Below are 19,653 nucleotides of genomic sequence, written 5' to 3' on the forward strand. Positions count from 1 at the left end.
CCGTATCACCATGACGAAAATACGGTCAGTCGCACAGCACAGTCCAACAGAATGGGTCTTTTCGCCTTTGTGCCATCTCTGACACGGATTGCGAAGCACGATTGTCCACCTCCATAAGTTCGCGTTATGAAAGCCGCATGGTTTTTCATTCCTGTTGCCTGAGCAAAACCTGCCACGCTGTGGCAGGGGCAAGAACATGACCCGCGCTCGCCCTGCGCCAAAGCGCTCTTCTGCTCCTTCCGGCCCTACCGATCCCGCCGCCCTTTCGCCCCTTCCTGTCTGGGCGGAACGGCTCTGCACGCTCTCTGCCAACATCCGTGGCAGCCTGCGTCTGGGCGGGATCGTGTTCTGGGTGCCGCTTTCAGTCGGGTTTGAAGCGTGCCTGCTTCTTGTTCCGGGCACGGCAAAAATCAGATGGACGCGCGTCATCTGGGGCGTGCTGTGCAAATTGCTGGGTGTCCGTATCCGGGTGGTAGGCAAACGGGCGGGCACTGTTGGCGGCCTACGCGCCCGCAAAAGGGGTGAGCGACCCGTCATTTACATCTCCAACCATTCTTCATGGCTGGATGTGCCCATTCTGGGAACGATTCTGCCTTCCGTCTTTGTTGCCAAAGGCGACATTGAAAACTGGCCCATCATGGGGCTGGTCTCCAAAATCGGGCGTACCATTTTTGTCAGCCGCCAGCGCAGCACAACAGGCCGCGAACGCGATCAGATGATTCGTCGCATGGTGGATGGTGACAATCTGGTGCTGTTCCCGGAGGGCACATCGTCTGATGGCTCACGCGTGCTGCCCTTCATGTCCGCCTTCTTTGCCATCGCCAAACTGCCCAAACTGCGTGATGGCATGGATAAATCACTCCTGCCCATCACGTATGAACCGGGCATGACACCCATTATCCAGCCCGTGTCCGTGGTGTATGACAGGCTGGAGGGCTTACCCGTCCAGCGCCTGCGTCGGCCTGTGTTTGCATGGTATGGAGACATGGATCTCGGCCCGCACCTCTGGCAGATGGTGCAATGGAAATCCCTTCAGGCCAGCGTGATCCTGCACGAACCGCTAGACCCGGAACTGTTCCCCAGCCGCAAGGCTCTGGCTCAGGCCGCGTGGCACGCTGTAGCCAATGGCGCGGCAGAACTCCGCCAGAATGAAGAAGGCAGCACGCAGCCCGGTCGCTGTGATCCTGCCGAGCTTCCGTGCAATAAAACAGGATTTCTCAAACGTCAGCTTGACAGAGTGGCCTCCAGTTTTGCTTCATACAGAAACAGGCACTGAGCAGACGAAAAAAACGGCTGCTCCACATGCAGGAATACCCTGCGGAAGGAGGTCTCTCCTGTCGGTTTCAGAACACAGAACTCTGGCACGGATATCCTTGATGTGAGAAAAGAGGCTTGACCTCGGACGCTGTCCGCCTGATTTCCTCCCCCTGCCGTATGGAATGGGCCTGCGGCACGCCGGAGCCCCTGTTGTCATGACTGGATCGACCACCGCCCTGTCTCCCTCTCGCCGCGGCCTGCATGTCATCACATGGGGCTGCCAGATGAATGTGTATGACAGCGCCCGCATGAGCGACGTGCTGCGCCCGCTGGGTTACCAATCCGTGGATGCGCCTGAAGCTGCGGACATGATTATCCTCAATACCTGCCACATCCGTGACAAAGCGGCGGAAAAGGTATTTTCCGAGCTTGGCCGCCTGCGCAAAATCAAGGAAGCCCGCAAGGAAGAAGGCGCGCAGACCATTATTGCCGTGGCTGGCTGCGTGGCACAGGCCGAAGGGCAGGAAATTCTGACCCGTGCCCCTTACGTGGATATCGTGCTTGGCCCGCAGACCTATCACCGTCTGCCGGAAATGGTGGCCCGAGCCGCCCGTGCTGGCGGTGCGGTCATTGATACCGATTTCCCGGCAGAACAGAAGTTTGACTTCCTGCCAGATGCAGCCGCACCGCAGACACCGGGCAACTACACTGCTTTCCTCACCATTCAGGAAGGGTGTGATAAATTCTGCTCCTTCTGCGTGGTGCCTTACACCCGGGGCGCCGAAAGCAGCCGCTCGGTGGCCTCCGTTCTGGCGGAAGCCCGCCGGATGGCGGAAAGCGGCGTGAAGGAAATCAGCCTGCTGGGCCAGAACGTAAACGCCTATCATGGGGAAGGACCGGATGGGACTGTCTGGGGGCTGGCACAACTTGCGAACGCCCTTGCAACCATTCCGGGCCTCTCGCGTCTTCGGTACACAACATCGCACCCGCGTGATATGGATGACGCCCTGATCAACGCCCATCGTGATCTGCCAGCGCTCATGCCGTTCCTGCACCTGCCAGTGCAGTCCGGCTCCGACCGCATCCTGCGGGCGATGAACCGTGGCCACACGGCTGACGAGTATCGGGACATTGTCCGCAGGCTGCGTGACGTCCGGCCAGATCTGGCCCTTTCCTCAGATTTCATTGTCGGTCATCCGGGTGAAACGGATGAAGATTTTGAAGCCACCATGCAACTGGTGCGGGATGTCACGTTTGCGCAGGCCTATTCCTTCAAATACTCCCCGCGCCCCGGCACGCCAGCAGCAGGTGCGCCGCTACAGGTGCCAGAGGATGTGAAGGACGCCCGCCTGCAGGCACTTCAGGCCCTGCTTCGCCAGCAGCAGGATGCCTTCAACGCTGCCTTGGTCGGGCAGACCATTCCCGTGCTCTTTACCGGGGAAGGCCGCAAGCCGGGCCAGATTGCAGGGCGTTCCCCCTGGCTTCAGCCCGTTCATGTTTCTGGCCCGCGTCATCTGATCGGTCAGGAACTGCCTGTCAGAATTACTGAGCGCCTGACCAATTCACTGGGGGGCACTTTGGTAGAGGAGACCGTGTACGCTTGAACACAACGCACCAGCCCCTTTCAGCCCCGCCCCCTGTTTCCGGCTCTGGTGAACCGGAAAAACCGCTAACGCTGTTGTTTGAAGACAACACGCTACTGGCCAGACTGGTGGGAGATCATGACCGCCACCTGCGGCATCTGGAAGAAGGGCTGGATGTGCAGGTGGCACGGCGCGGCAACCGAATCTCCATAAAAGGGGCCGCACCCCACACAGCATTGGCCCGCACAACGCTCAGCACCCTCTATCAGAAACTCGCCTCCGGTGGTGCTGTAGACGTTAGCGCAATAGATGCGGTTATCCGCATGACCCGCCTGCATGAAACCATAAGGCAATCTCCTATGCGGCCATCCGATACAGAAACCATTGCCCCTGCATTCCTCCCCACTGAAGGGCTGCCAGCCCTTAAAATGCGGCATGGGGTGATCGAACCCCGCTCCGCCGGGCAGGCCACCTACATGAAGGCGCTTGCCAACAAGGAACTGGTGTTTGGCATCGGCCCGGCGGGAACCGGCAAAACCTATCTGGCCGTTGCGCAGGCTGTGGCCATGCTTCAGGCTGGCTCGGTCGATCGCATCATTCTCTCCCGGCCTGCGGTAGAGGCTGGTGAGCGTCTTGGCTTTCTACCCGGAGACATGAAAGACAAAATCGACCCGTATCTGCGCCCGCTTTATGATGCCCTGCACGATATGCTGCCGGGTGATCAGGTGATGCGCCGCATGGCGGCGGGTGACATTGAGGTCGCCCCCCTCGCCTTCATGCGCGGCCGCACGCTCTCCCACGCTTTTGTTATTCTGGATGAAGCACAGAACACCACCATCGCGCAGATGAAGATGTTCCTCACCCGCCTCGGCCCAGGCTCCCGCATGGTTGTGACCGGAGATCTGACCCAGATTGATCTGCCCTCCGGCACCACTTCCGGGCTGAAAGACGCCATTGAAACACTGGCGCATGTGCGGGGCGTGACCATATCTCGCTTTGAAGCAGCAGATGTTGTGCGGCACAGACTGGTCGCCCGCATTGTTGAAGCGTATGATGCGAAAGCGACGGCTAACAGGGAGACCTCCCGCAATAAGGGCCGTCAGGAGAACAATGGAACCGCCCAGTAGCAGCAGTCACGTCCAGCCTCAGGACGTGACTTACAGGGAAAGCTCTGTTTTTGCAGAGTCTTTCCCCTCCTCCGCCTTTGAAGACGCGCCTGAAGTCCTTGTTGAGGACAGGCGCTGGCGGAGTTATATCGCCTCCCCCGAAAAACTGGTCTGGCGCGCCCTTGCCGCCTGCACGGATTACGGCAAGCAGCCCGGCAGTGTGGTTTTATCCACAGATCGGGTGGTCAAACGCTTGAACGGGGAGCATCGCGGCAAGCATCGCCCCACAAATGTGCTCACCTTTGAACCGCCACCCGGCATTCCGGGCGGGGATATCATCCTTGCGCTGGAAACCGTGGTGCGGGAAGCGCACAAAGCAGGCAAACCGGTCAGCCACCATCTGGCGCATTTGATCGTGCATGGCAGTCTGCATCTGGCAGGGTACGACCATCACCATGCGGGGGAAGCCCGCGAAATGGAAATGCTGGAATCCCGCCTGCTATCCCGGCTGGGTGTTCCCAATCCGTGGAAGCCGCGATCATGAGCGAATACGAGTCCACGCAGGACCCCCAGCAGGGGCGCGGCGGCGGCCTGTTTTCCTTCTTCAGCCGCAAGAAGAATGCCCCCGGGCTGCGCAGTTCCATCGCGGCCCTCGTGCAGCAGGCCGCAGATGAATCCGAAGAAGAAACGGCAGACGGCGAAAAACCGGAACTGGACCGCCAGGAACGCGCGCTGATTGCCAACATTCTGCGCCTGCGCAACATCTCCGCTGATGATGTGATGGTCCCGCGCCCTGATATTGTGGCCATGTCCGTTTCCATCAGTCTGGATGATGCGCTGGCCATGATGCGGCGTGAAAACCATTCCCGCATGCCCGTCTATCGGGACCAGTTGGATGACATTGTGGGCATGATTCATGTGAAGGATCTGATTGCCTATGTAGGCACCAGTGAAGCCTTCAATCTGGAAGCCCTGCTGCGCCAGCCCCTTATGGTCGCGCCACAGATCCCTGTGCTGGACCTGATGTTGCAGATGCGCCAGCGGCAGACTCATATGGCGCTGGTGATTGATGAATATGGCGGCATTGATGGTCTGGTCACCATTGAAGACCTCATTGAAACCATTGTGGGCGACATTTCGGACGAGCATGACGAACCCGCCGCCACCTTGATTGTGGAACGGCCCGATGGGTCATTTGATGTGGACGCCCGCTGCCCGGTGGAAGAGTTTGAACGCCAGATTGGCCCGATTCTCACGCCCTCGGAAAAAGAAGCCGAGATCGAAACCATTGGTGGCCTTGTGTTCCGTATGGCGGGGCATGTGCCCACTCGCGGCGAAGTTCTGACGCACGAGAACGGCTATGTCTTCCGCGTTCTTGATGCGGACGCCCGCCATATCCGCCGTGTAAGGCTGCGCAAGCTGCCAAATGCGCCGGAAAAGCCCGCTGGCAACGGCCAGAACACAGCGCAAGAATAAAGAACGGGTTGACGGCAGCATGGTTCTGCCGTCATGCCTATTTTTCTGGATCAGTCCCAACAAGTTCACGGAGCCCGGATTTCCATGGCCTTTTCTCGCCGCTCACTTCTTGTCACAGCAGGTACCGCACTCGTTGCAGGTGCAACTGGCGGTCTGGCGCGCGCTCAGGGCACAACCACGGACACCCGGATAACCCCCCGTGAACTGGGTGACCCCAAAGCCAAGATCGTGGTGGAGGAATGGTTCTCCCTCACCTGCATTCACTGCGCCCATTTCGCAGAAAACACCTTCCCGCTGGTGAAGAAGAACCTGATCGACACGGGCAAGATCCGCTACGTGTTCCATGATTTCCCCACGGATCAACTGGCTACGGTTGCCGCCATGGTGGCCCGCACCCTGCCGCCGGAACGGTACGAAGCCTTCGCCATTTCCCTCCTTTCCAGCCTTGATCGCTGGGCATATGTGCAGGATGGCAGCCCGCTTGAGGCCCTGAAGAAAATGGCGGCCTTTGCTGGCATGCCGGGCGAAACGTTTGATAAAACGGTGGCAGACCAGCAGCTGATGCAGTTCATCCTGACACAGCAGACGGAAGCGCAGGACAAATATCATTTTGATTCCACCCCCACCTTCCGCTTCAACAATAAAATTCAGGTTTCAAACGATATGGACTATGAAACCTTTGCCAAGAACGTGACGGACGCAAGCTGAGCATCCGCACGGCACACGTGTTCGTGCAGGCCCGTTCTTAAATGACCGTCCGTTTTGTTCGTCTGCGGATTGCCGGTTTCAAGAGCTTTGCTGATCCCGTAACGGTGGAAATCCTGCCCGGTCTCACCGGTATTGTGGGGCCAAACGGCTGCGGAAAATCCAACGTTGTGGAAGCTCTACGATGGGTCATGGGGGAATCCTCCGCACGCTCCCTGCGCGGTGGAGAACTGGATGACCTGATTTTTGCTGGCACAACGGGCCGGGCTGCCCGGTCTCTGGCAGAAGTCACCGTAACGCTTGAAGGCACAAAAGGCCTTGGGCCAGCCGCCTTTACGGATCTTGATGAACTCCAGATCAGCCGCCGGGCCGAACGTGGCTCCGGCAGTGACTACCGTATCAACGGCAAACCCGTGCGTGCGCGTGATGTGCAAACCCTGTTTGCCGATCTCGCCTCCGGCGCACGATCTTCCGCCATGGTCAGTCAGGGCCGTGTGGCCATGCTGGTGGGCGCCCGCCCGGAAGAGCGCCGCACCATTCTGGAAGAAGCCGCCGGAATCACCGGCCTGCATGCCCGCCGGCATGAAGCCGAACTCAAGCTGCGGGCAACTGAAAATAATCTGACGCGCGCAGAAGACCTTCGCCAGCAGCTTTCTACCCGGCTGGATGGTCTGGCCGAACAATCGAAAGAAGCAAGCCGCTACCGGGAACTTGCATCCGCCCTGCGTGAAGCGGAAACAGAATTGCTGGCCGTGCTGCACGCCCGCGCCCGGCTGGCGGTAGAACGCGCCATTGATCTGGCCGCCCGCGCCCGCACAGCGCTGACCGAGCATGAAGAAGCCGCCGAAACAGCGGTTATTGTTGAATTTGAAGCCAATCAGGCGCTTCCCGCCATTCGGGAAAAAGCCGATACGGCCCGCACACTTCTGGAACGGTGCCGCGTCACGGCTGAAGGCATGGCGCGAGAAGAACAGCGCGCCACGGCACAGGCACAGGCTGCCACAGAACGCCTGAACCAGCACGAAGCCGATTTTGCCGCCGCGCAGACCCGTGCGGACGATGCCGCCGCCACGCTGGAACGCCTGCAAACAGAACAGGCAGAAGCACAGGCAGCCATAACCTCCCTGCCCACGCGTATGGCGGAAGCCGAGGCACAGCAGGCACAACTCACCGCAGATCTGGCTCAGGCTGAACAGACCCTGACCCGACTGACAGAAACCCTGACCGCCGCCCGCACCCGGCGAGACCGGGCTACAGAAGAACTTGAAACAGCCAAGGCGCTACATGCCCGTACCTGCGAGGCCGTAACAGCGCTTCAAACCGAACTGGACAGCCTGCAAACCCGCATGCCGTCCGAAGAGGAACGGGCAGCAGCAGCCTCCACGCTGGAAGCAGCGACCAAGGCACAGGCGGATGCGCGGACGGCACTGGAAGAGGCTGAACGCACACGGTCTCAGGCCAGCGTGGCGCTCTCGATCGCCCGCAATGATGCGGAAAACGCACGGCAGACACAGGCCGAAACCAGCAAGGCGCTGGACCGTGCGCGAAGCCGCCTTCAGACATTGCGCAATGATCTGGCAAACCTTGAAAAGCGGCATGCGGATACACAGGCCGCTTTGCTGGCTGACTCCGCACTTCAGACCTTGCGCGATCAGGCAGCCCACGCCAGCCAGACCCATCAGGCTGCTGCCCGCACTCTTGAAGAAAGTGAAACGGCACGCCGCACAACCAGCGCGGCCCTGACGGACGCCAGCCGTCGCTTTCAGGCGGATGAGGCACAACGTAAAAGTGTAACGGAAGCCCGGCGCACGGCAGAAACCGCCCTGCAACGCGCCCGACAGGAAGAAGAAGCCCTCACCCGTGGCCTTGAACAGGCCATGAAGGAGGCGTTGCCGGATACCGTTTTGCTGGAAGCCCAGCAAAAACGCGGTGCGCTGGAAGAGGATCTTCAGAAAGTCGGCACGGCACTCACACAGGCCGATACGCACCTTACGGACCTGAAAGCCGCGCAGACCGAAGCCTTCCGTAATCATGATACGCTGCGCACGGAACTCACGCGGCTAAAGGCGCAGGCGGATGGTCTGGCACAGGCTCTCGGTCAGGATGAGACAACGAGTGCTGAACCTGTCTCGGCCCAGATTGATGTGCCAGAAGGGTACGAAGCCGCTCTGGCCGCTGCGCTGGCAGAAGGACTGGATGCACCCGCCGCTGATAACCAGCCGCGCGGCTGGCATCTGCTGACAGGCGCGGAGGGTACCGCCCCCGCACTGCCCGGCAATGCCACGCCGCTTAAAACACATATCAAGGCTCCGGCGGTGCTGGACAGGCTTCTCGGTTTTATCGGCCTGTTGCCTGATGGAATTGATGGCGCAGCGTATCAGGCTTTGCTTCTGCCCGGGCAAAGTCTTGTCTCACTCAAGGGCGATCTATGGCGGTGGGACGGGTTCTATACCCGCGCAGGCGAGCCGGATGCCGCAACGCGACGCCTCGGCCAGCGCCGTATTCTAAAAGAGACAGAGCAGCGCATCACTCTGCTGGAGCAGGATGCGCCTACCGTCGAACAGGCTGCCAAAGCGGCAGTGGAAGCCGTGCAGACGGTGGAACGGCAGGTCGCGGAATACCGCACCCAGCGGGCCCGGCTGGAGCAGGCACTGCAACAGGCCCGCGCGCAGGAAGCGGACATTGAACGCCGCCATGCTGCGTCCCGTGCACGGCTGGATGGCTTACGCCCCCAGCAGGAACGTGCGGCTGGTGCCCGCACGGATGCTGAAACCGCTCTCGCTGCTGCCCAAGCCGCAAGCGAAGCTCTGCCCTCCGCCGAATCGCTCCGCGCCGCACTGGAAGACGCACGGCAGCAGGACACCACGGCACAGAATGCCGAGCAAAAAGCCCGCTCGGCCCTCAAAGCTGCCGAACAGGCCCTGCGTACCGCCAACGATGCCCTTACCCGAGCCGAAAATCAGCAGGCGGCGGCCAATGCCCGCATGGAAACCCTGCTGCCTGAACGGGAACGTCTGCGACAGAACGTAGCGACGGAAGAAAACACACTGGCTGAACTGGAAGCCCGCGTAAGCGCGGGGGCAGCCAACAAACAGTTTGAAGACGCCCTGCGCGCAGCGCAGACCCATCAGACCGAAGCGGAAGCCGCTTTCCGTAAAGCAGAGCAGGATGCCGCCGCTGCTGAAAAAGCGGCACAGGAAGCCAATATTGCACACCAGCAACTGCAACAGCAGGCACTGGAACTTCGCTCCCGTCTGGAAGCCCTGACGCCGCGCCTTCAGGAACTCACAGCAGAAAAAGCTGAGCGGGAAGATCTGTTGGCCCGTGCAACTGCGGCGCTGGAAGAGGCCTCTGCCTCCGTGCCGGAAAATGCGGATGCCGAAGTCATCCAGCTTCAGGATCAAAAAACCACGCTGGCCACCCAGCTTGAACAGATACGCGACTTACGTGCTGCGCTGCTGGCTGAAAAAGCCACACTCGCCACCCGTCAGACCACTCTGGCCGCTGGCATTGAAGAATGGACCACCCGCGCCGCCACAGCCCGTACGGATCTGGATCACGCCCGCCTGCGCCTTGAAACAGCCCAATCAGAACACCAGACCGTTTCTGAACTGCCAGCAGAAGCCGAACGCCAGAAAAAAGAGACGTTGCGTGCGCTGACCGAAGCAGAAGAACAGTATGCCGCGGCTGATAAAGCCCGCGCGGATGCAGAAGCCGCCCTTGCCGCTGCCAACGAGCAACGCCGCAAGACCGAAGGTGAACTGACCACCGCACGCGAAAACCTCCTGAAAGCCGAGGCCAAGAGCGAACAGGCCCAAGCCATTCTGGACCAGTTGCTAACGGAAACGCCTGCCCCACCCCGCCCCCCGATGGGGGACCTGACAGAAGCCGCTGAAACCTCCCTGCGGCGCAAGATCGCCCGGCTGACTCGGGAGCGGGACGATATGGGGCCGGTCAACCTGCGCGCGGAAATTGAAGCGGAAGAAGCCTCCACTCAAGTGAATACCTTGGCTGCTGAAATTGCAGACCTTGAAGCGGCCATTGCCCGCCTGCGCGGATCTATCGGCGCGCTCAACAAGGAAGGCAGAGAGCGGTTAATGGCCGTTTTCACACAGGTCGATCACCATTTTCAGTCGCTCTTTTCACGCATGTTTGGCGGTGGCCGTGCGCATCTGGGGCTGGTTGGCAGTGATGATCCGCTTGAAGCAGGCTTGGAAATCTACGCGCAGCCCCCAGGTAAGAAGCTGGCAACACTCTCCCTGCTTTCCGGGGGTGAACAAGCTTTAACCGCTCTTTCATTGATTTTTGCCGTCTTTCGCTGTAACCCAGCCCCCGTTTGCGTCCTCGACGAAGTTGATGCACCTCTTGACGATGCCAATGTCGGGCGCTTCAGTGCTCTGCTTGGTGACATGGTAACAGAAGCAGGGACTCGCTTTCTGGTTGTGACACATCATCAATTGACAATGGCCCATATGGACCATCTGTTTGGCGTGACCATGCAGGAACGTGGGGTGAGCCGCGTACTGTCTGTTGATCTTGCGCGTGCGGCGGCTATGGCTGGCCAGCAAGACAGGGAAACCACACATGTCTCATCCTGAAATGACGGTGGACGCCCCTAAACTTGAGGGGAACCCACTCAAACGATGCCTGGGCAAGGCCGCGCTGGCTATTGGCGTCTGTGCGCTGGCCGGGTTCGGGTTGGCACTCCATCATTCAAAAGCCTATGGGCTGATGGCCCGTATTCATCATGGGCTTGTTATCTGCACGCCGGGCACCGGACTGAGCATGACTCCGGCCTCTACCGGGCTACTCAGCGGCGCAACCTCCCCTGCCATGATCCGCTTGGCGCTTGCCACGCAGGATGATGGCCGCGTCATTGTGGTGCCAGGCTCCAATCAGTTGAGCGATGTTCTGGCCTCTTCCCGCCGGGCACATACTCTGCTGATGCTGGATCTGAACGATACCAACCCGGTAGATGTAGCAAAACTGGTCCGCAAAGCCAGAATGCGTGATCGCGTGGTGCTGGTGGCTCCCAATCATGACGGCATTGAAGCTGCTCTACAGGCAGATTCGGCCATGATGGTGGCTATCCCCATCAATTCCACACGGGATGCCTACGCAGCGCATAAGCTGGCTAGACACCATCCGTACGCAGCCTATCTCTCTCCCACGGCGTCACCGGGCCTGTTTACCTTGGTGCATCGTGATGCTGAAGCGATCATCACGGAAAATCCTGCCACCCCCTCTTTCTCGGCTTCCCAGTTTCTCTCGGAACGCCCAGTTGATATCGTGGTGACAAAGCAGCCAGCGCAACTCACACAAGACCTGACGCTGCACAACTAACAGGCCTCAGCCCTCCGTTCAGTGTGCGAGGAAGCTGTTTGGAAAGCCGACACCAGGTACCATGGGGAAAGTTTGGAACATGAGCATGGGTGTGTCGGTCTAATCCGTAGGCCACATACCCAAAAATGGCGGTCATCGAGAAAAAACTCTCGCCAGAGCGCGCTGTCATGCTTTTCCACACGGCTCCTGACTCTAAAACAACAGTTTCAAAAGTACCCCGCTCAATCGGGCAGCCTTTTTTACCTGAGCGCTGTTGTCTTTATTGCCCCACGCCACCGTCCCGGGCAGCAAAACACCTTTTCAGCCATAAAGCATCCTGCGAGCCGTTACCTCCCGCTTTTCGGAGCGCTCGGAACGCCCCGATCAAGGCGCGGCCTTGTACCCAACGCTGGTACCTGCTTTCATGGTGAAACAACAAAAGGCCGGGCAACAGAGGTTTCCCCTCTGCGCCCGGCCTTTTTCTGTCTGCAAAAAAGCCAGATCAGGCTTTGAGCATGCTACCCGTTTCAACAAAACGCTGATGCCATGCCAGCGCTTCATCAAGCAGATGCGGCGTGTGCTTACCAAACGAGTCTTTCAGCGCGCGGTCCAGATAATCCTGAAGCATCGGCTTATAATCAGGATGCGCACATTTGGAGATAATCTCCTGTGCGCGCTTGACCGGGGACAGTCCACGCAGATCAGCCAGCCCCTGTTCGGTCACAAAAATCTGGGTGTCCTGCATGATGTGGTCAACATGCGCGGCCATCGGCACAATGGCGGAAATCTTGCCGCCCTTGGCCGTGGACGGAGACAGGAAGATGGACAGATAGGAACTACGGGCAAAGTCGCCTGAGCCGCCGATCCCGTTCATCATCTTGGACCCCATCACGCGGGTGGAGTTCACGTTGCCGTAAATGTCCGCTTCAATCATGCCGTTCATGGCAATACAGCCAAGACGACGGATCACGCCGGGGCTGTTGCTCACGTCCTGCTGGCGCAGAATGATCTTGTTGCGGAAGAAATCCATCCGGTTGTTGATTTCTTCGGCAGCATCCGGGCTCAGTGAGAAAGACGTGGCCGAGGCGATACGCATCTTGCCGGAATCCAGCATGGACAGCATGCCATCCTGAATGACCTCACTGTACCCAACCAGATTTTCAAACGGCCCTTCATTCAGTCCGTCCAGCACCGCGTTGGCCACGTTGCCCACACCGGACTGAAGCGGCAGTAGGGACGGTGGCAGGCGGCCCTGTTTGACTTCATGCTCAAAGAAATCAAGCAGATGCTTGGCAATGGCCTTTGCTGTATCATCCGGCGCGGCAAACGGCGCATTCCGGTCCCGATCGTTGGAGCGCACAATCGCCACGATCTTATTGGGGTCCACTTTCAGGGAGTGGCCACCAATGCGCCCATCAGCTTTGGTCAGGGGGATGATGTCACGCGGCGGAATCCCGCTGATATTGCCATCCCAGATGTCATGAATGCCTTCCAGACCCGGATGCTGCCATTCATTGACTTCGATGATGACCTTCTCGGCAATATCGAGAAATGTCTGGGAGTTACCAACAGAAGATGTTGGCACAATGCCGCCGTCTTCCGTAATGGCAGTGGCTTCCACCACGGCAACATCAAACTTGCCGTAGTTGCCCTGTATGGCCCGGCCAGCAACCTGCCCCAGATGGTTATCAAAATAATCTGTCTCACCCGCGTTGATACGGTTGCGCATGCCAGCATCCGTATTGAAGGGTGAGCGGAAATAAACGCCATTCACCTTGGCCAGCGCGCCATCAAGCTGCGGGCCGGTGGAAGCGCCGGTAATCAGGCTGATACGATAATCTTCTCCCTTGCCGTGCGCTGTTTCCATCAACTGGGCCAGTGCTTCCGGCACCGCCTTGGGGTAACCAGCCCCGGTAAAACCGCTGGTACCAACCACATCGCCCGGACGAATCAGTTCTGCTGCGGCTTCTGCCGGGCGGACCTTGCTGCGCAGGGAGGCATTACGAATGCGCTCTGTCATGAGAGGCTTTCCTGTTCCTGTTCTTACTGTTCTGAAAAAAGGCCGAACGAAGAGAGGGGACACATATACTGCATGTGGCCATGCAGCTACCGCCCTCTATATCCAGCCTTTTTCCCACCGACACCGTCCCGGCGCCGGGTAATGGCGTAACCTAGGCAGAAAAACTTCTCTCTGGCGTGTCACATGCTTGTGCACAAAAAGCCGAATGCAAAAAAATATCGCCATCCCCTTCCCTGTCCAGACTAGTGAAGCCTACATGGAAGGAAGGAATGGTGGACAAACGCGGATGGACAAAGGCTTCTTCCTTGACGAAAACGTGAAAAAAGCAATGCGGAAAGGACTCCGCGTTGTGGGAGATGTGCACGGTGATCTTGACGCTTTCCGACACGCCGTCGCCACAGAACGTTTCATCATCCAGTTGGGAGATCTTGTCGATTACGGGCCAGACAGCGCAGGTGTTCTGCGACTGATGATGGAGGTCATGCAACAGAAGCGTGGCCTGTTTCTCATCGGGAATCATGACCGCAAGCTGGGCCGGGCGCTGCTGGGCCGTAAAGTGCGGCCGGACCCGCCGCTTGAGGCAACGCTTTCACAGCTTGCCCTGCCCGAAAATGCCGATATCGCCCGTGCCGCACTCTCGTGCCTGGAATCAGCCCCGGCATGGCTGGTGCTGGACCGCAAGATTTTTGTACATGGTGCCTTTGATGTCCGCATGCTCATGGAACCACCGCCACCACCGTTGGAACGGGTGACATTCCTGCTCTCACGCGCGTTGTTCGGTGAAACCACCAACCGCATGCAGAAAGATGGTTACCCCGAACGGTGCCTGAACTGGGTCAACCATATTCCCGGTGGTTACACTGTTTACTGTGGGCATGATCAACGCTCCACCAATGGGTGCCCCCTTACCATTCCCGGTCGCGCAGGGGGGCAAGCCATCTTTACAGATACCGGTGCCGGCAAAGGCGGCCATCTTGCATGGCTGGACCTGCCACCGGTTTCGATGGAAAACTGAACCGGAGCCGTATAAAAAAAGCGCTGAAACCCGGCCTCTTTGACCTTCAACCAAGAGATACCATACCACCGTGACAGACCAGACTTCTCCCGCAGATACTCTTCAGGACCTCCGCCGCAGCATTGACAATATTGACGCAGCCCTTGTTGCCATACTGGCAGAGCGTTTTCGTTGCACAAAAGCTGTTGGAGCCCTCAAGGCCCGCTATGGCATGCCGCCTGCTGACCCCGCGCGTGAAAGCCGGCAGATCGCACGGCTGCGTACCCTTGCAGAAGAAGCTCATCTGGACCCGGATTTTGCTGAAAAATTCCTGAACTTCATTATTCACGAAGTCATCCGGCATCATGAAGCGATTGCCAGACAGTCTTCAGACTCGGCAAACACATGACACGCCGCCTGCTGCTGCTAAGGCATGCGGAGGCAGCCCCGCCCCCTGCAGGTGACTTCAGTGAAACGGCTGATCTCGCCCGCCCCCTGACGGCAGCAGGCCGCGCCGCCACCCAAAGATGCGGTGTCTGGCTGCGGCAGCATACGCTCTCGCCAGACCTTGTACTGTGCAGCCCCTCCGTTCGCACCCGCCAGACTCTGGAAGGGCTCCTTCCCTTTCAGCAGCCTCCTGCTTTCCCTACCCGCTTCTGCCCCGAAATTTATGAAGCGCCACCAGAAGCACTGCTTGCCCAGATTCGTACCGCACCCGTTCAGGCACGCACCGTTCTTCTGATCGGCCATAATCCGGGCATCTCTGCACTGGCCCGCCTGCTGGATCAGCAGGCCATTGCACTTGATCAGGGATTCGCAACTGCGTCTCTTGCAGTCTTCAGTATGTGGGGGTCAGACACAGGAACCGACACACCAAACTGGGCGCAATGTGACGGACAAAGCCTGACTTTGGACACATTCGCGCGACCCTAGCGCGGAAAAACAGCGGTTTTCCGGCGGAGAGCTCCCAAGATAACGCGCGGTTTATCGGCACACTTCTTCCTGTTTCTCACGGGATCGGAGACAACACTCAAACAGCAGGCCGCAACAGGGCTGCGGTCCCTAAATGCAGAAGGAAACATCATGAGCGCGTCGCAGAACGAAGGTAAGCAGAACACCGCCAGCCTTTCGCTGGGTGGAAAAACTGCCGAATTCCCTGTTCTTTCCGGCACCCTGGGGCCGGATGTTGTCGATATTCGCAAGCTTCCGGCTCAGCTGGGCGTTTTCACCTTTGATCCCGGATACGGTGAAACAGCATCCTGCAACAGCAAGATCACCTTTATTGATGGGGATAATGGTGTCCTTCTGCATCGAGGTTATCCGATCGCCCAACTGGCAGAACAGGCATCTTACGAAGAAGTCATTTACCTTCTGCTGAATGGCGAACTGCCGAGTGATGCTGAATACAAGAAATTCACGCACACCCTGACCAACCATACGCTGCTCCATGAGCAGATCCGCAATTTCTTCAATGGCTTCCGGCGTGATGCTCACCCCATGGCCATTCTGTGCGGCACCGTTGGGGCGCTGTCCGCGTTCTACCCGGACGCCAATGACATCGCGGTTCAGGCCAACCGTGATCTGGCCGCCATGCGGTTGATTGCCAAGATCCCGACCATTGCCGCGTGGGCTTACAAATATACGCAGGGTGAAGCCTTCATCTACCCGCGGAATGATCTGAACTACGCCGAAAACTTCCTCTCCATGATGTTCGCGCGCGTTTCAGAGCCATACAAGATCAACCCTGTTCTGGCTCGCGCCATGAACCGTATCCTGATCCTGCATGCGGATCATGAGCAGAACGCCTCGACCTCCACCGTTCGTCTGGCAGGGTCAACGGGCGCCAATCCGTTCGCATGTATTGCCGCTGGCATTGCCGCCCTTTGGGGACCTGCTCATGGTGGCGCGAACGAAGCCGTTCTGAAAATGCTGGCCGCCATTGGCAAGAAGGAAAATATTCCTGACTTCATTGCCAAGGTGAAAGACAAATCCAGCGGCGTAAAGCTGATGGGCTTCGGCCACCGCGTGTACAAGAACTTTGATCCGCGCGCCAAGATCATGCAGCAGACATGCCATGAAGTGCTGACCGAACTGGGCATCAAGGATGATCCGTTGCTGGATCTGGCGATCGAGCTTGAAAAAATCGCCATCAATGATGAGTACTTCGTGCAGCGGAAGCTGTATCCGAATGTGGATTTCTATTCAGGCATCATTCTGAAAGCCATGGGCATTCCCACCAGCATGTTCACCGTGCTGTTCGCTGTGGCCCGCACCACCGGCTGGGTCAGCCAGTGGAAAGAAATGATTGAAGAACCTGGCCAGCGCATCAGCCGCCCCCGCCAGCTTTACACTGGTTCCGCAAAGCGGGATTTTGTTCCGTTCGACAAGCGGTAATCATCAGCTTCGGGGAAGGTTTTTCTGCCTTCCCCGGCTTTCCTCTCCAGACGTTCTCAAAACGAATCAGCGCAGCGTTTCTAATGCGCCATCTGGAAGCAATTGTTTCTTCTTAAGCGAACAGACTTTCCTCAGCATTTCTGTCTGATGAACAGACGCAGCTTTCAGATCTCGGCTTCCACCAGAAGCGCCTCATCCTGCGTGGCCTGTCCTTCCCGAATCATCAGAAACTGGCCAGACCAGTTTCCCGATATGGACCATGTTCCGCTGATTTCCGTCGCATCGTCATTGACCGTGCCGCTGTAATGCACGTCATGCGCGCGGACTGTGCCTTCATAGGTCTTCACAAACACAACCTGCCGCCCTGTATGATGACCGCTCAGCCCAGCATACAGAATGGAATGGTCAGGCGTTGTTTCAGTCGCCTTTTCCGTAATGGCACCAGACAGCATGCCTGCTTGATCGAGTAGAGAAGCCGTGAAAAATTCTGGTGCATACCCGCGCGGATACGTGAACTGCCCCTGCCATAATCCTGTCAAGGAGGATGTATCATGCTGTGTCATGACGCCTCTGAACAAACAAAAAGCCAGACCGGAATACCCGATCTGGCTCACACTCTTCCACAGAAGAATTTGAAACCTCGATAGACCTCAGCCGTTAGCAGTCACAGCCTTTGGTCGGTCCTTCAGATTTACGCACAACGTGATGATCAATCCATTCAGAGACCAAGCGGCGTGCTTCGTTCAGAGACGCTTCAGGATGATGAATGCGATAAAGCGTGGTGCAAGCATGAAACGCGGTTACGTCTTCAGTGCCCACCTCACGCAGCTCCTGATACGCCGTGATAACAGCACGCTCACATTTACGTGCGATCCGACTTAGTTCAACAGCCACAGCACCATCCTTAAGTTAATAATCAATCTCAACAAGTTCAGATTAAACGCCTCTTCCCTCCCCTACGCAAGCAGGAATGTCCTTTCTCCTGATCACAAGTTTTTTCAGTGACATTTTTACAAGGCCCAACGCGCCTTCATAATGTCCGCCACACGGCCTGCTTCATCCAGCACAGAGCGGGGCCACGGCACAAAATCATCTTTCAGAATCCGCAGATGCCTGTCTTCAATCAGCCTCAGGGCAATCCTGCCGCGGGCTCCACGCAGGTCCTGCTCCCGCTCCATCAAAAAAACCGGCACATCCACAACGCAGGCTTCCACCAACATCGGGCTCTCGCCTCCGGCCACCACAACGCAGTCAGAGCAAGCCATAAACCCCAAGGTGGGGTCCTCATCCGGCTCGCCCTTGCGCCAAACGAGCATAAATGCGGACGAAAGCCCGGTAATAAAGGCATCCGTCAGGCTCCTGCGGTTTTCCCCCCGCACACTCAGCAGAACGGAACCCCCGTAGCGGTTCACCATCATGGCCAGTTTCTTGCCACTCAGCAGGGCTTCTTCCTCGGTGCGGAACGCGCCTTCACCCACGGCAACGGCAACCCGCGGATGAGGCAGATGCTCCAGCCGCTCCTGCCACGCTTTACCAGCACGCGCCACAAGATGAGGCGACACAATACTCAAGGGCCCCAATGTCGGGCAGAATCGGGGGGCAACCGCTGCGGCGGAAGACGCCACCACCAGATCAAACGGAAGAGAACGGAGCATGGGGGCTGTACGGGCCTCTCCCCGCACACACCAGACCACCGGGCATTCTGCTTTTCGAGCCGCCCGCAAGGCCGCGTAGCCGCTCCGCACGCCAGATGTCAGAATAAGCCCCGGTGCGCGCCGTCCCTTAAGGTCCGAATCGAGCGCCAGATCATCCACACTGATGCGCCTGAACAAACACCCAAGCCGGGACGCCAGAATATAGGCGGGCCCAGCTTCTCCTGCTGCGGCCTTCTCCACCACCCATACCGGGGCCAACTGCGTCACAGACAACATCATTTTTTCATTCCGCCGCCGAAGACTGAGATGAAGCATAGATTTTCAGGCTGCCTGAGGCTATTGCAAAGCAAATTCCAACCGCCAATTCAAGGAAACGCTTCATGACGTCACCCGCAAACCTGGCCGCCCCCCATTCTGGCGAGACCAGCGATTGGGACCGCGATGCGGCTCTGAGCACGGCACGTCTGTTGCTGGAAATCAAAGCTGTCAATTTCCGCCCGGAAGAACCCTATACCCTGACCTCCGGCTGGAAATCCCCGGTCTATATTGATTGCCGCCGCATTATTTTCTTTCCACGCGCCCGCCAGAAAATTGTGGAACTGGGGGTAGAAAAAATCGGCCGGCACGTCGGGTATGAAAGCCTGGATGCCGTGGTTGGCGGGGAAACAGCCGGTATTCCCTTTGCAGCGTGGATGGCGGATCGCATGCTGCTGCCCATGGCTTATGTGCGCAAGAAGCCCAAAGGCTTTGGCCGTAATGCCCAGATTGAAGGCGATGTGCCCGAAGGCATGCGCACCCTGCTGGTAGAAGACCTCACCACGGATGGCGCATCCAAAGTACGCTTCGCCAACGCCCTGCGGGATGCGGGCGCGCTTGTGAACCACGCGTTCGTGGTCTTTTACTACGGTGTGTTCCCCGGTGCGCAGCGCACGCTGTCTGAAATGAATGTTGCCCTGCATTCGCTCTGCACCTGGTGGGACGTTCTGGAAGCCTGCTCAACCCGTCCTTATTTCTCGGAGTCTGCTGCGGCAGAAGTCAGGCGCTTCCTTGAAGACCCGTGCGCATGGTCTGCCCGCCACGGCGGCGTCGGCAGCCTGGAAGAAGCCGCAGAATACAAAGCTAAACAAGGCTGATCTTCGCA

Annotated in this window: 17 protein-coding genes; 13 read left to right on the top strand and 4 right to left on the bottom strand. The window is 58.3% G+C overall.

The window, feature by feature from the left end:
* Window positions 1–196 precede the first annotated feature (196 nt).
* From ASN_RS17705 to ASN_RS17740, 8 genes are all read left to right on the top strand, one after another.
* Window positions 197–1,276 (top strand): lysophospholipid acyltransferase family protein, encoded by a 1,080-nt coding sequence (locus ASN_RS17705; RefSeq protein ID WP_006558433.1) that lies wholly within the window; start codon window positions 197–199, stop codon window positions 1,274–1,276.
* 163 nt (window positions 1,277–1,439) lie between these two features.
* A complete protein-coding gene (gene miaB, locus ASN_RS17710) occupies window positions 1,440–2,861 on the top strand; it encodes a tRNA (N6-isopentenyl adenosine(37)-C2)-methylthiotransferase MiaB (protein ID WP_058988997.1) in 1,422 nt (473 codons plus the stop codon).
* The gene (locus ASN_RS17715; protein ID WP_006558436.1) at window positions 2,858–3,967 is read left to right on the top strand and encodes a PhoH family protein; all 1,110 of its coding nucleotides are present in this window, start codon (window positions 2,858–2,860) and stop codon (window positions 3,965–3,967) included. The genes miaB and ASN_RS17715 overlap by 4 nt, the downstream gene beginning before the upstream one ends.
* The gene (gene ybeY / locus ASN_RS17720) at window positions 3,951–4,490 is read left to right on the top strand and encodes an rRNA maturation RNase YbeY (RefSeq protein ID WP_058988998.1); all 540 of its coding nucleotides are present in this window, start codon (window positions 3,951–3,953) and stop codon (window positions 4,488–4,490) included. The genes ASN_RS17715 and ybeY overlap by 17 nt, the downstream gene beginning before the upstream one ends.
* Window positions 4,487–5,422: a hemolysin family protein gene (locus ASN_RS17725; RefSeq protein WP_039904173.1), complete on the top strand. Its 936-nt coding sequence runs from the start codon at window positions 4,487–4,489 to the stop codon at window positions 5,420–5,422. The genes ybeY and ASN_RS17725 overlap by 4 nt, the downstream gene beginning before the upstream one ends.
* Window positions 5,423–5,506: 84 nt before the next feature.
* Window positions 5,507–6,130 carry a thioredoxin domain-containing protein gene (locus ASN_RS17730; RefSeq protein ID WP_058989453.1) on the top strand — a complete coding sequence of 208 codons (624 nt, stop codon included), beginning with the start codon at window positions 5,507–5,509 and terminating at the stop codon, window positions 6,128–6,130.
* Window positions 6,131–6,171: 41 nt separating this feature from the next.
* Complete coding sequence (locus tag ASN_RS17735) at window positions 6,172–10,725, top strand: AAA family ATPase (RefSeq protein WP_058988999.1); 4,554 nt, start codon at window positions 6,172–6,174, stop codon at window positions 10,723–10,725.
* Window positions 10,712–11,470 carry a hypothetical protein gene (locus tag ASN_RS17740; RefSeq protein WP_006558441.1) on the top strand — a complete coding sequence of 253 codons (759 nt, stop codon included), beginning with the start codon at window positions 10,712–10,714 and terminating at the stop codon, window positions 11,468–11,470. The genes ASN_RS17735 and ASN_RS17740 overlap by 14 nt, the downstream gene beginning before the upstream one ends.
* A 481-nt stretch (window positions 11,471–11,951) precedes the next feature.
* Here ASN_RS17740 and ASN_RS17745 read toward each other — a convergent pair whose 3' ends face one another.
* Window positions 11,952–13,469 carry an acetyl-CoA hydrolase/transferase family protein gene (locus ASN_RS17745; RefSeq protein ID WP_035381715.1) on the bottom strand — a complete coding sequence of 506 codons (1,518 nt, stop codon included), beginning with the start codon at window positions 13,467–13,469 and terminating at the stop codon, window positions 11,952–11,954.
* 286 nt (window positions 13,470–13,755) lie between these two features.
* Between ASN_RS17745 and ASN_RS17750 the strand changes: the two genes are divergently transcribed.
* The 4 genes from ASN_RS17750 (at window position 13,756) to gltA (ending at window position 16,857) form a co-directional block, all read left to right on the top strand.
* Entirely contained in the window at window positions 13,756–14,484 is a 729-nt protein-coding gene (locus ASN_RS17750; RefSeq protein ID WP_035381710.1) for a metallophosphoesterase, read from the top strand.
* 70 nt (window positions 14,485–14,554) lie between these two features.
* Window positions 14,555–14,872, top strand: coding sequence for a chorismate mutase (locus tag ASN_RS17755; protein WP_058989000.1), 318 nt, complete (start codon window positions 14,555–14,557; stop codon window positions 14,870–14,872).
* A complete protein-coding gene (locus ASN_RS17760) occupies window positions 14,869–15,396 on the top strand; it encodes a SixA phosphatase family protein (protein ID WP_058989001.1) in 528 nt (175 codons plus the stop codon). Before ASN_RS17755 ends, ASN_RS17760 begins: the two co-directional genes overlap by 4 nt.
* A gap of 150 nt (window positions 15,397–15,546) precedes the next feature.
* Window positions 15,547–16,857: a citrate synthase gene (gene gltA, locus ASN_RS17765; protein WP_006558971.1), complete on the top strand. Its 1,311-nt coding sequence runs from the start codon at window positions 15,547–15,549 to the stop codon at window positions 16,855–16,857.
* A 164-nt stretch (window positions 16,858–17,021) separates the two neighbouring features.
* Here the strand turns inward: gltA and ASN_RS17770 are convergent, their stop codons facing one another.
* The 3 genes from ASN_RS17770 to ASN_RS17780 all read right to left on the bottom strand — a co-directional run bounded on the left by ASN_RS17770 (window position 17,022) and on the right by ASN_RS17780 (window position 18,791).
* A complete protein-coding gene (locus tag ASN_RS17770; protein WP_157765209.1) occupies window positions 17,022–17,420 on the bottom strand; it encodes a hypothetical protein in 399 nt (132 codons plus the stop codon).
* A 94-nt stretch (window positions 17,421–17,514) separates the two neighbouring features.
* The gene (locus ASN_RS17775) at window positions 17,515–17,751 is read right to left on the bottom strand and encodes a hypothetical protein (protein WP_035381706.1); all 237 of its coding nucleotides are present in this window, start codon (window positions 17,749–17,751) and stop codon (window positions 17,515–17,517) included.
* Window positions 17,752–17,867: 116 nt separating this feature from the next.
* Window positions 17,868–18,791: an ELM1/GtrOC1 family putative glycosyltransferase gene (locus ASN_RS17780; protein ID WP_157765210.1), complete on the bottom strand. Its 924-nt coding sequence runs from the start codon at window positions 18,789–18,791 to the stop codon at window positions 17,868–17,870.
* A 101-nt stretch (window positions 18,792–18,892) separates the two neighbouring features.
* Between ASN_RS17780 and ASN_RS17785 the strand changes: the two genes are divergently transcribed.
* On the top strand, window positions 18,893–19,645 hold the full coding sequence (locus ASN_RS17785) for an orotate phosphoribosyltransferase (protein WP_006558967.1): 753 nt from the start codon (window positions 18,893–18,895) through the stop codon (window positions 19,643–19,645).
* The last annotated feature ends 8 nt before the right edge of the window (window positions 19,646–19,653 follow it).

This window comes from Acetobacter senegalensis, assembly GCF_001499615.1.
Lineage (GTDB): Bacteria > Pseudomonadota > Alphaproteobacteria > Acetobacterales > Acetobacteraceae > Acetobacter > Acetobacter senegalensis.

What these genes read in the sequence shown, in the direction of transcription:
- ASN_RS17705 (WP_006558433.1), top strand. Translation starts at nt 197, where the DNA reads ATGACCCGCGCTCGCCCTGCGCCAAAGCGCTCTTCTGCTCCTTCCGGC.
- miaB (WP_058988997.1), top strand. Translation starts at nt 1,440, where the DNA reads ATGGGCCTGCGGCACGCCGGAGCCCCTGTTGTCATGACTGGATCGACC.
- ybeY (WP_058988998.1), top strand. Translation starts at nt 3,951, where the DNA reads ATGGAACCGCCCAGTAGCAGCAGTCACGTCCAGCCTCAGGACGTGACT.
- ASN_RS17725 (WP_039904173.1), top strand. Translation starts at nt 4,487, where the DNA reads ATGAGCGAATACGAGTCCACGCAGGACCCCCAGCAGGGGCGCGGCGGC.
- ASN_RS17730 (WP_058989453.1), top strand. Translation starts at nt 5,507, where the DNA reads ATGGCCTTTTCTCGCCGCTCACTTCTTGTCACAGCAGGTACCGCACTC.
- ASN_RS17735 (WP_058988999.1), top strand. Translation starts at nt 6,172, where the DNA reads ATGACCGTCCGTTTTGTTCGTCTGCGGATTGCCGGTTTCAAGAGCTTT.
- ASN_RS17740 (WP_006558441.1), top strand. Translation starts at nt 10,712, where the DNA reads ATGTCTCATCCTGAAATGACGGTGGACGCCCCTAAACTTGAGGGGAAC.
- ASN_RS17745 (WP_035381715.1), bottom strand. Translation starts at nt 13,469, where the DNA reads ATGACAGAGCGCATTCGTAATGCCTCCCTGCGCAGCAAGGTCCGCCCG.
- ASN_RS17750 (WP_035381710.1), top strand. Translation starts at nt 13,756, where the DNA reads ATGGACAAAGGCTTCTTCCTTGACGAAAACGTGAAAAAAGCAATGCGG.
- ASN_RS17760 (WP_058989001.1), top strand. Translation starts at nt 14,869, where the DNA reads ATGACACGCCGCCTGCTGCTGCTAAGGCATGCGGAGGCAGCCCCGCCC.
- gltA (WP_006558971.1), top strand. Translation starts at nt 15,547, where the DNA reads ATGAGCGCGTCGCAGAACGAAGGTAAGCAGAACACCGCCAGCCTTTCG.
- ASN_RS17770 (WP_157765209.1), bottom strand. Translation starts at nt 17,420, where the DNA reads ATGACACAGCATGATACATCCTCCTTGACAGGATTATGGCAGGGGCAG.
- ASN_RS17780 (WP_157765210.1), bottom strand. Translation starts at nt 18,791, where the DNA reads ATGATGTTGTCTGTGACGCAGTTGGCCCCGGTATGGGTGGTGGAGAAG.
- ASN_RS17785 (WP_006558967.1), top strand. Translation starts at nt 18,893, where the DNA reads ATGACGTCACCCGCAAACCTGGCCGCCCCCCATTCTGGCGAGACCAGC.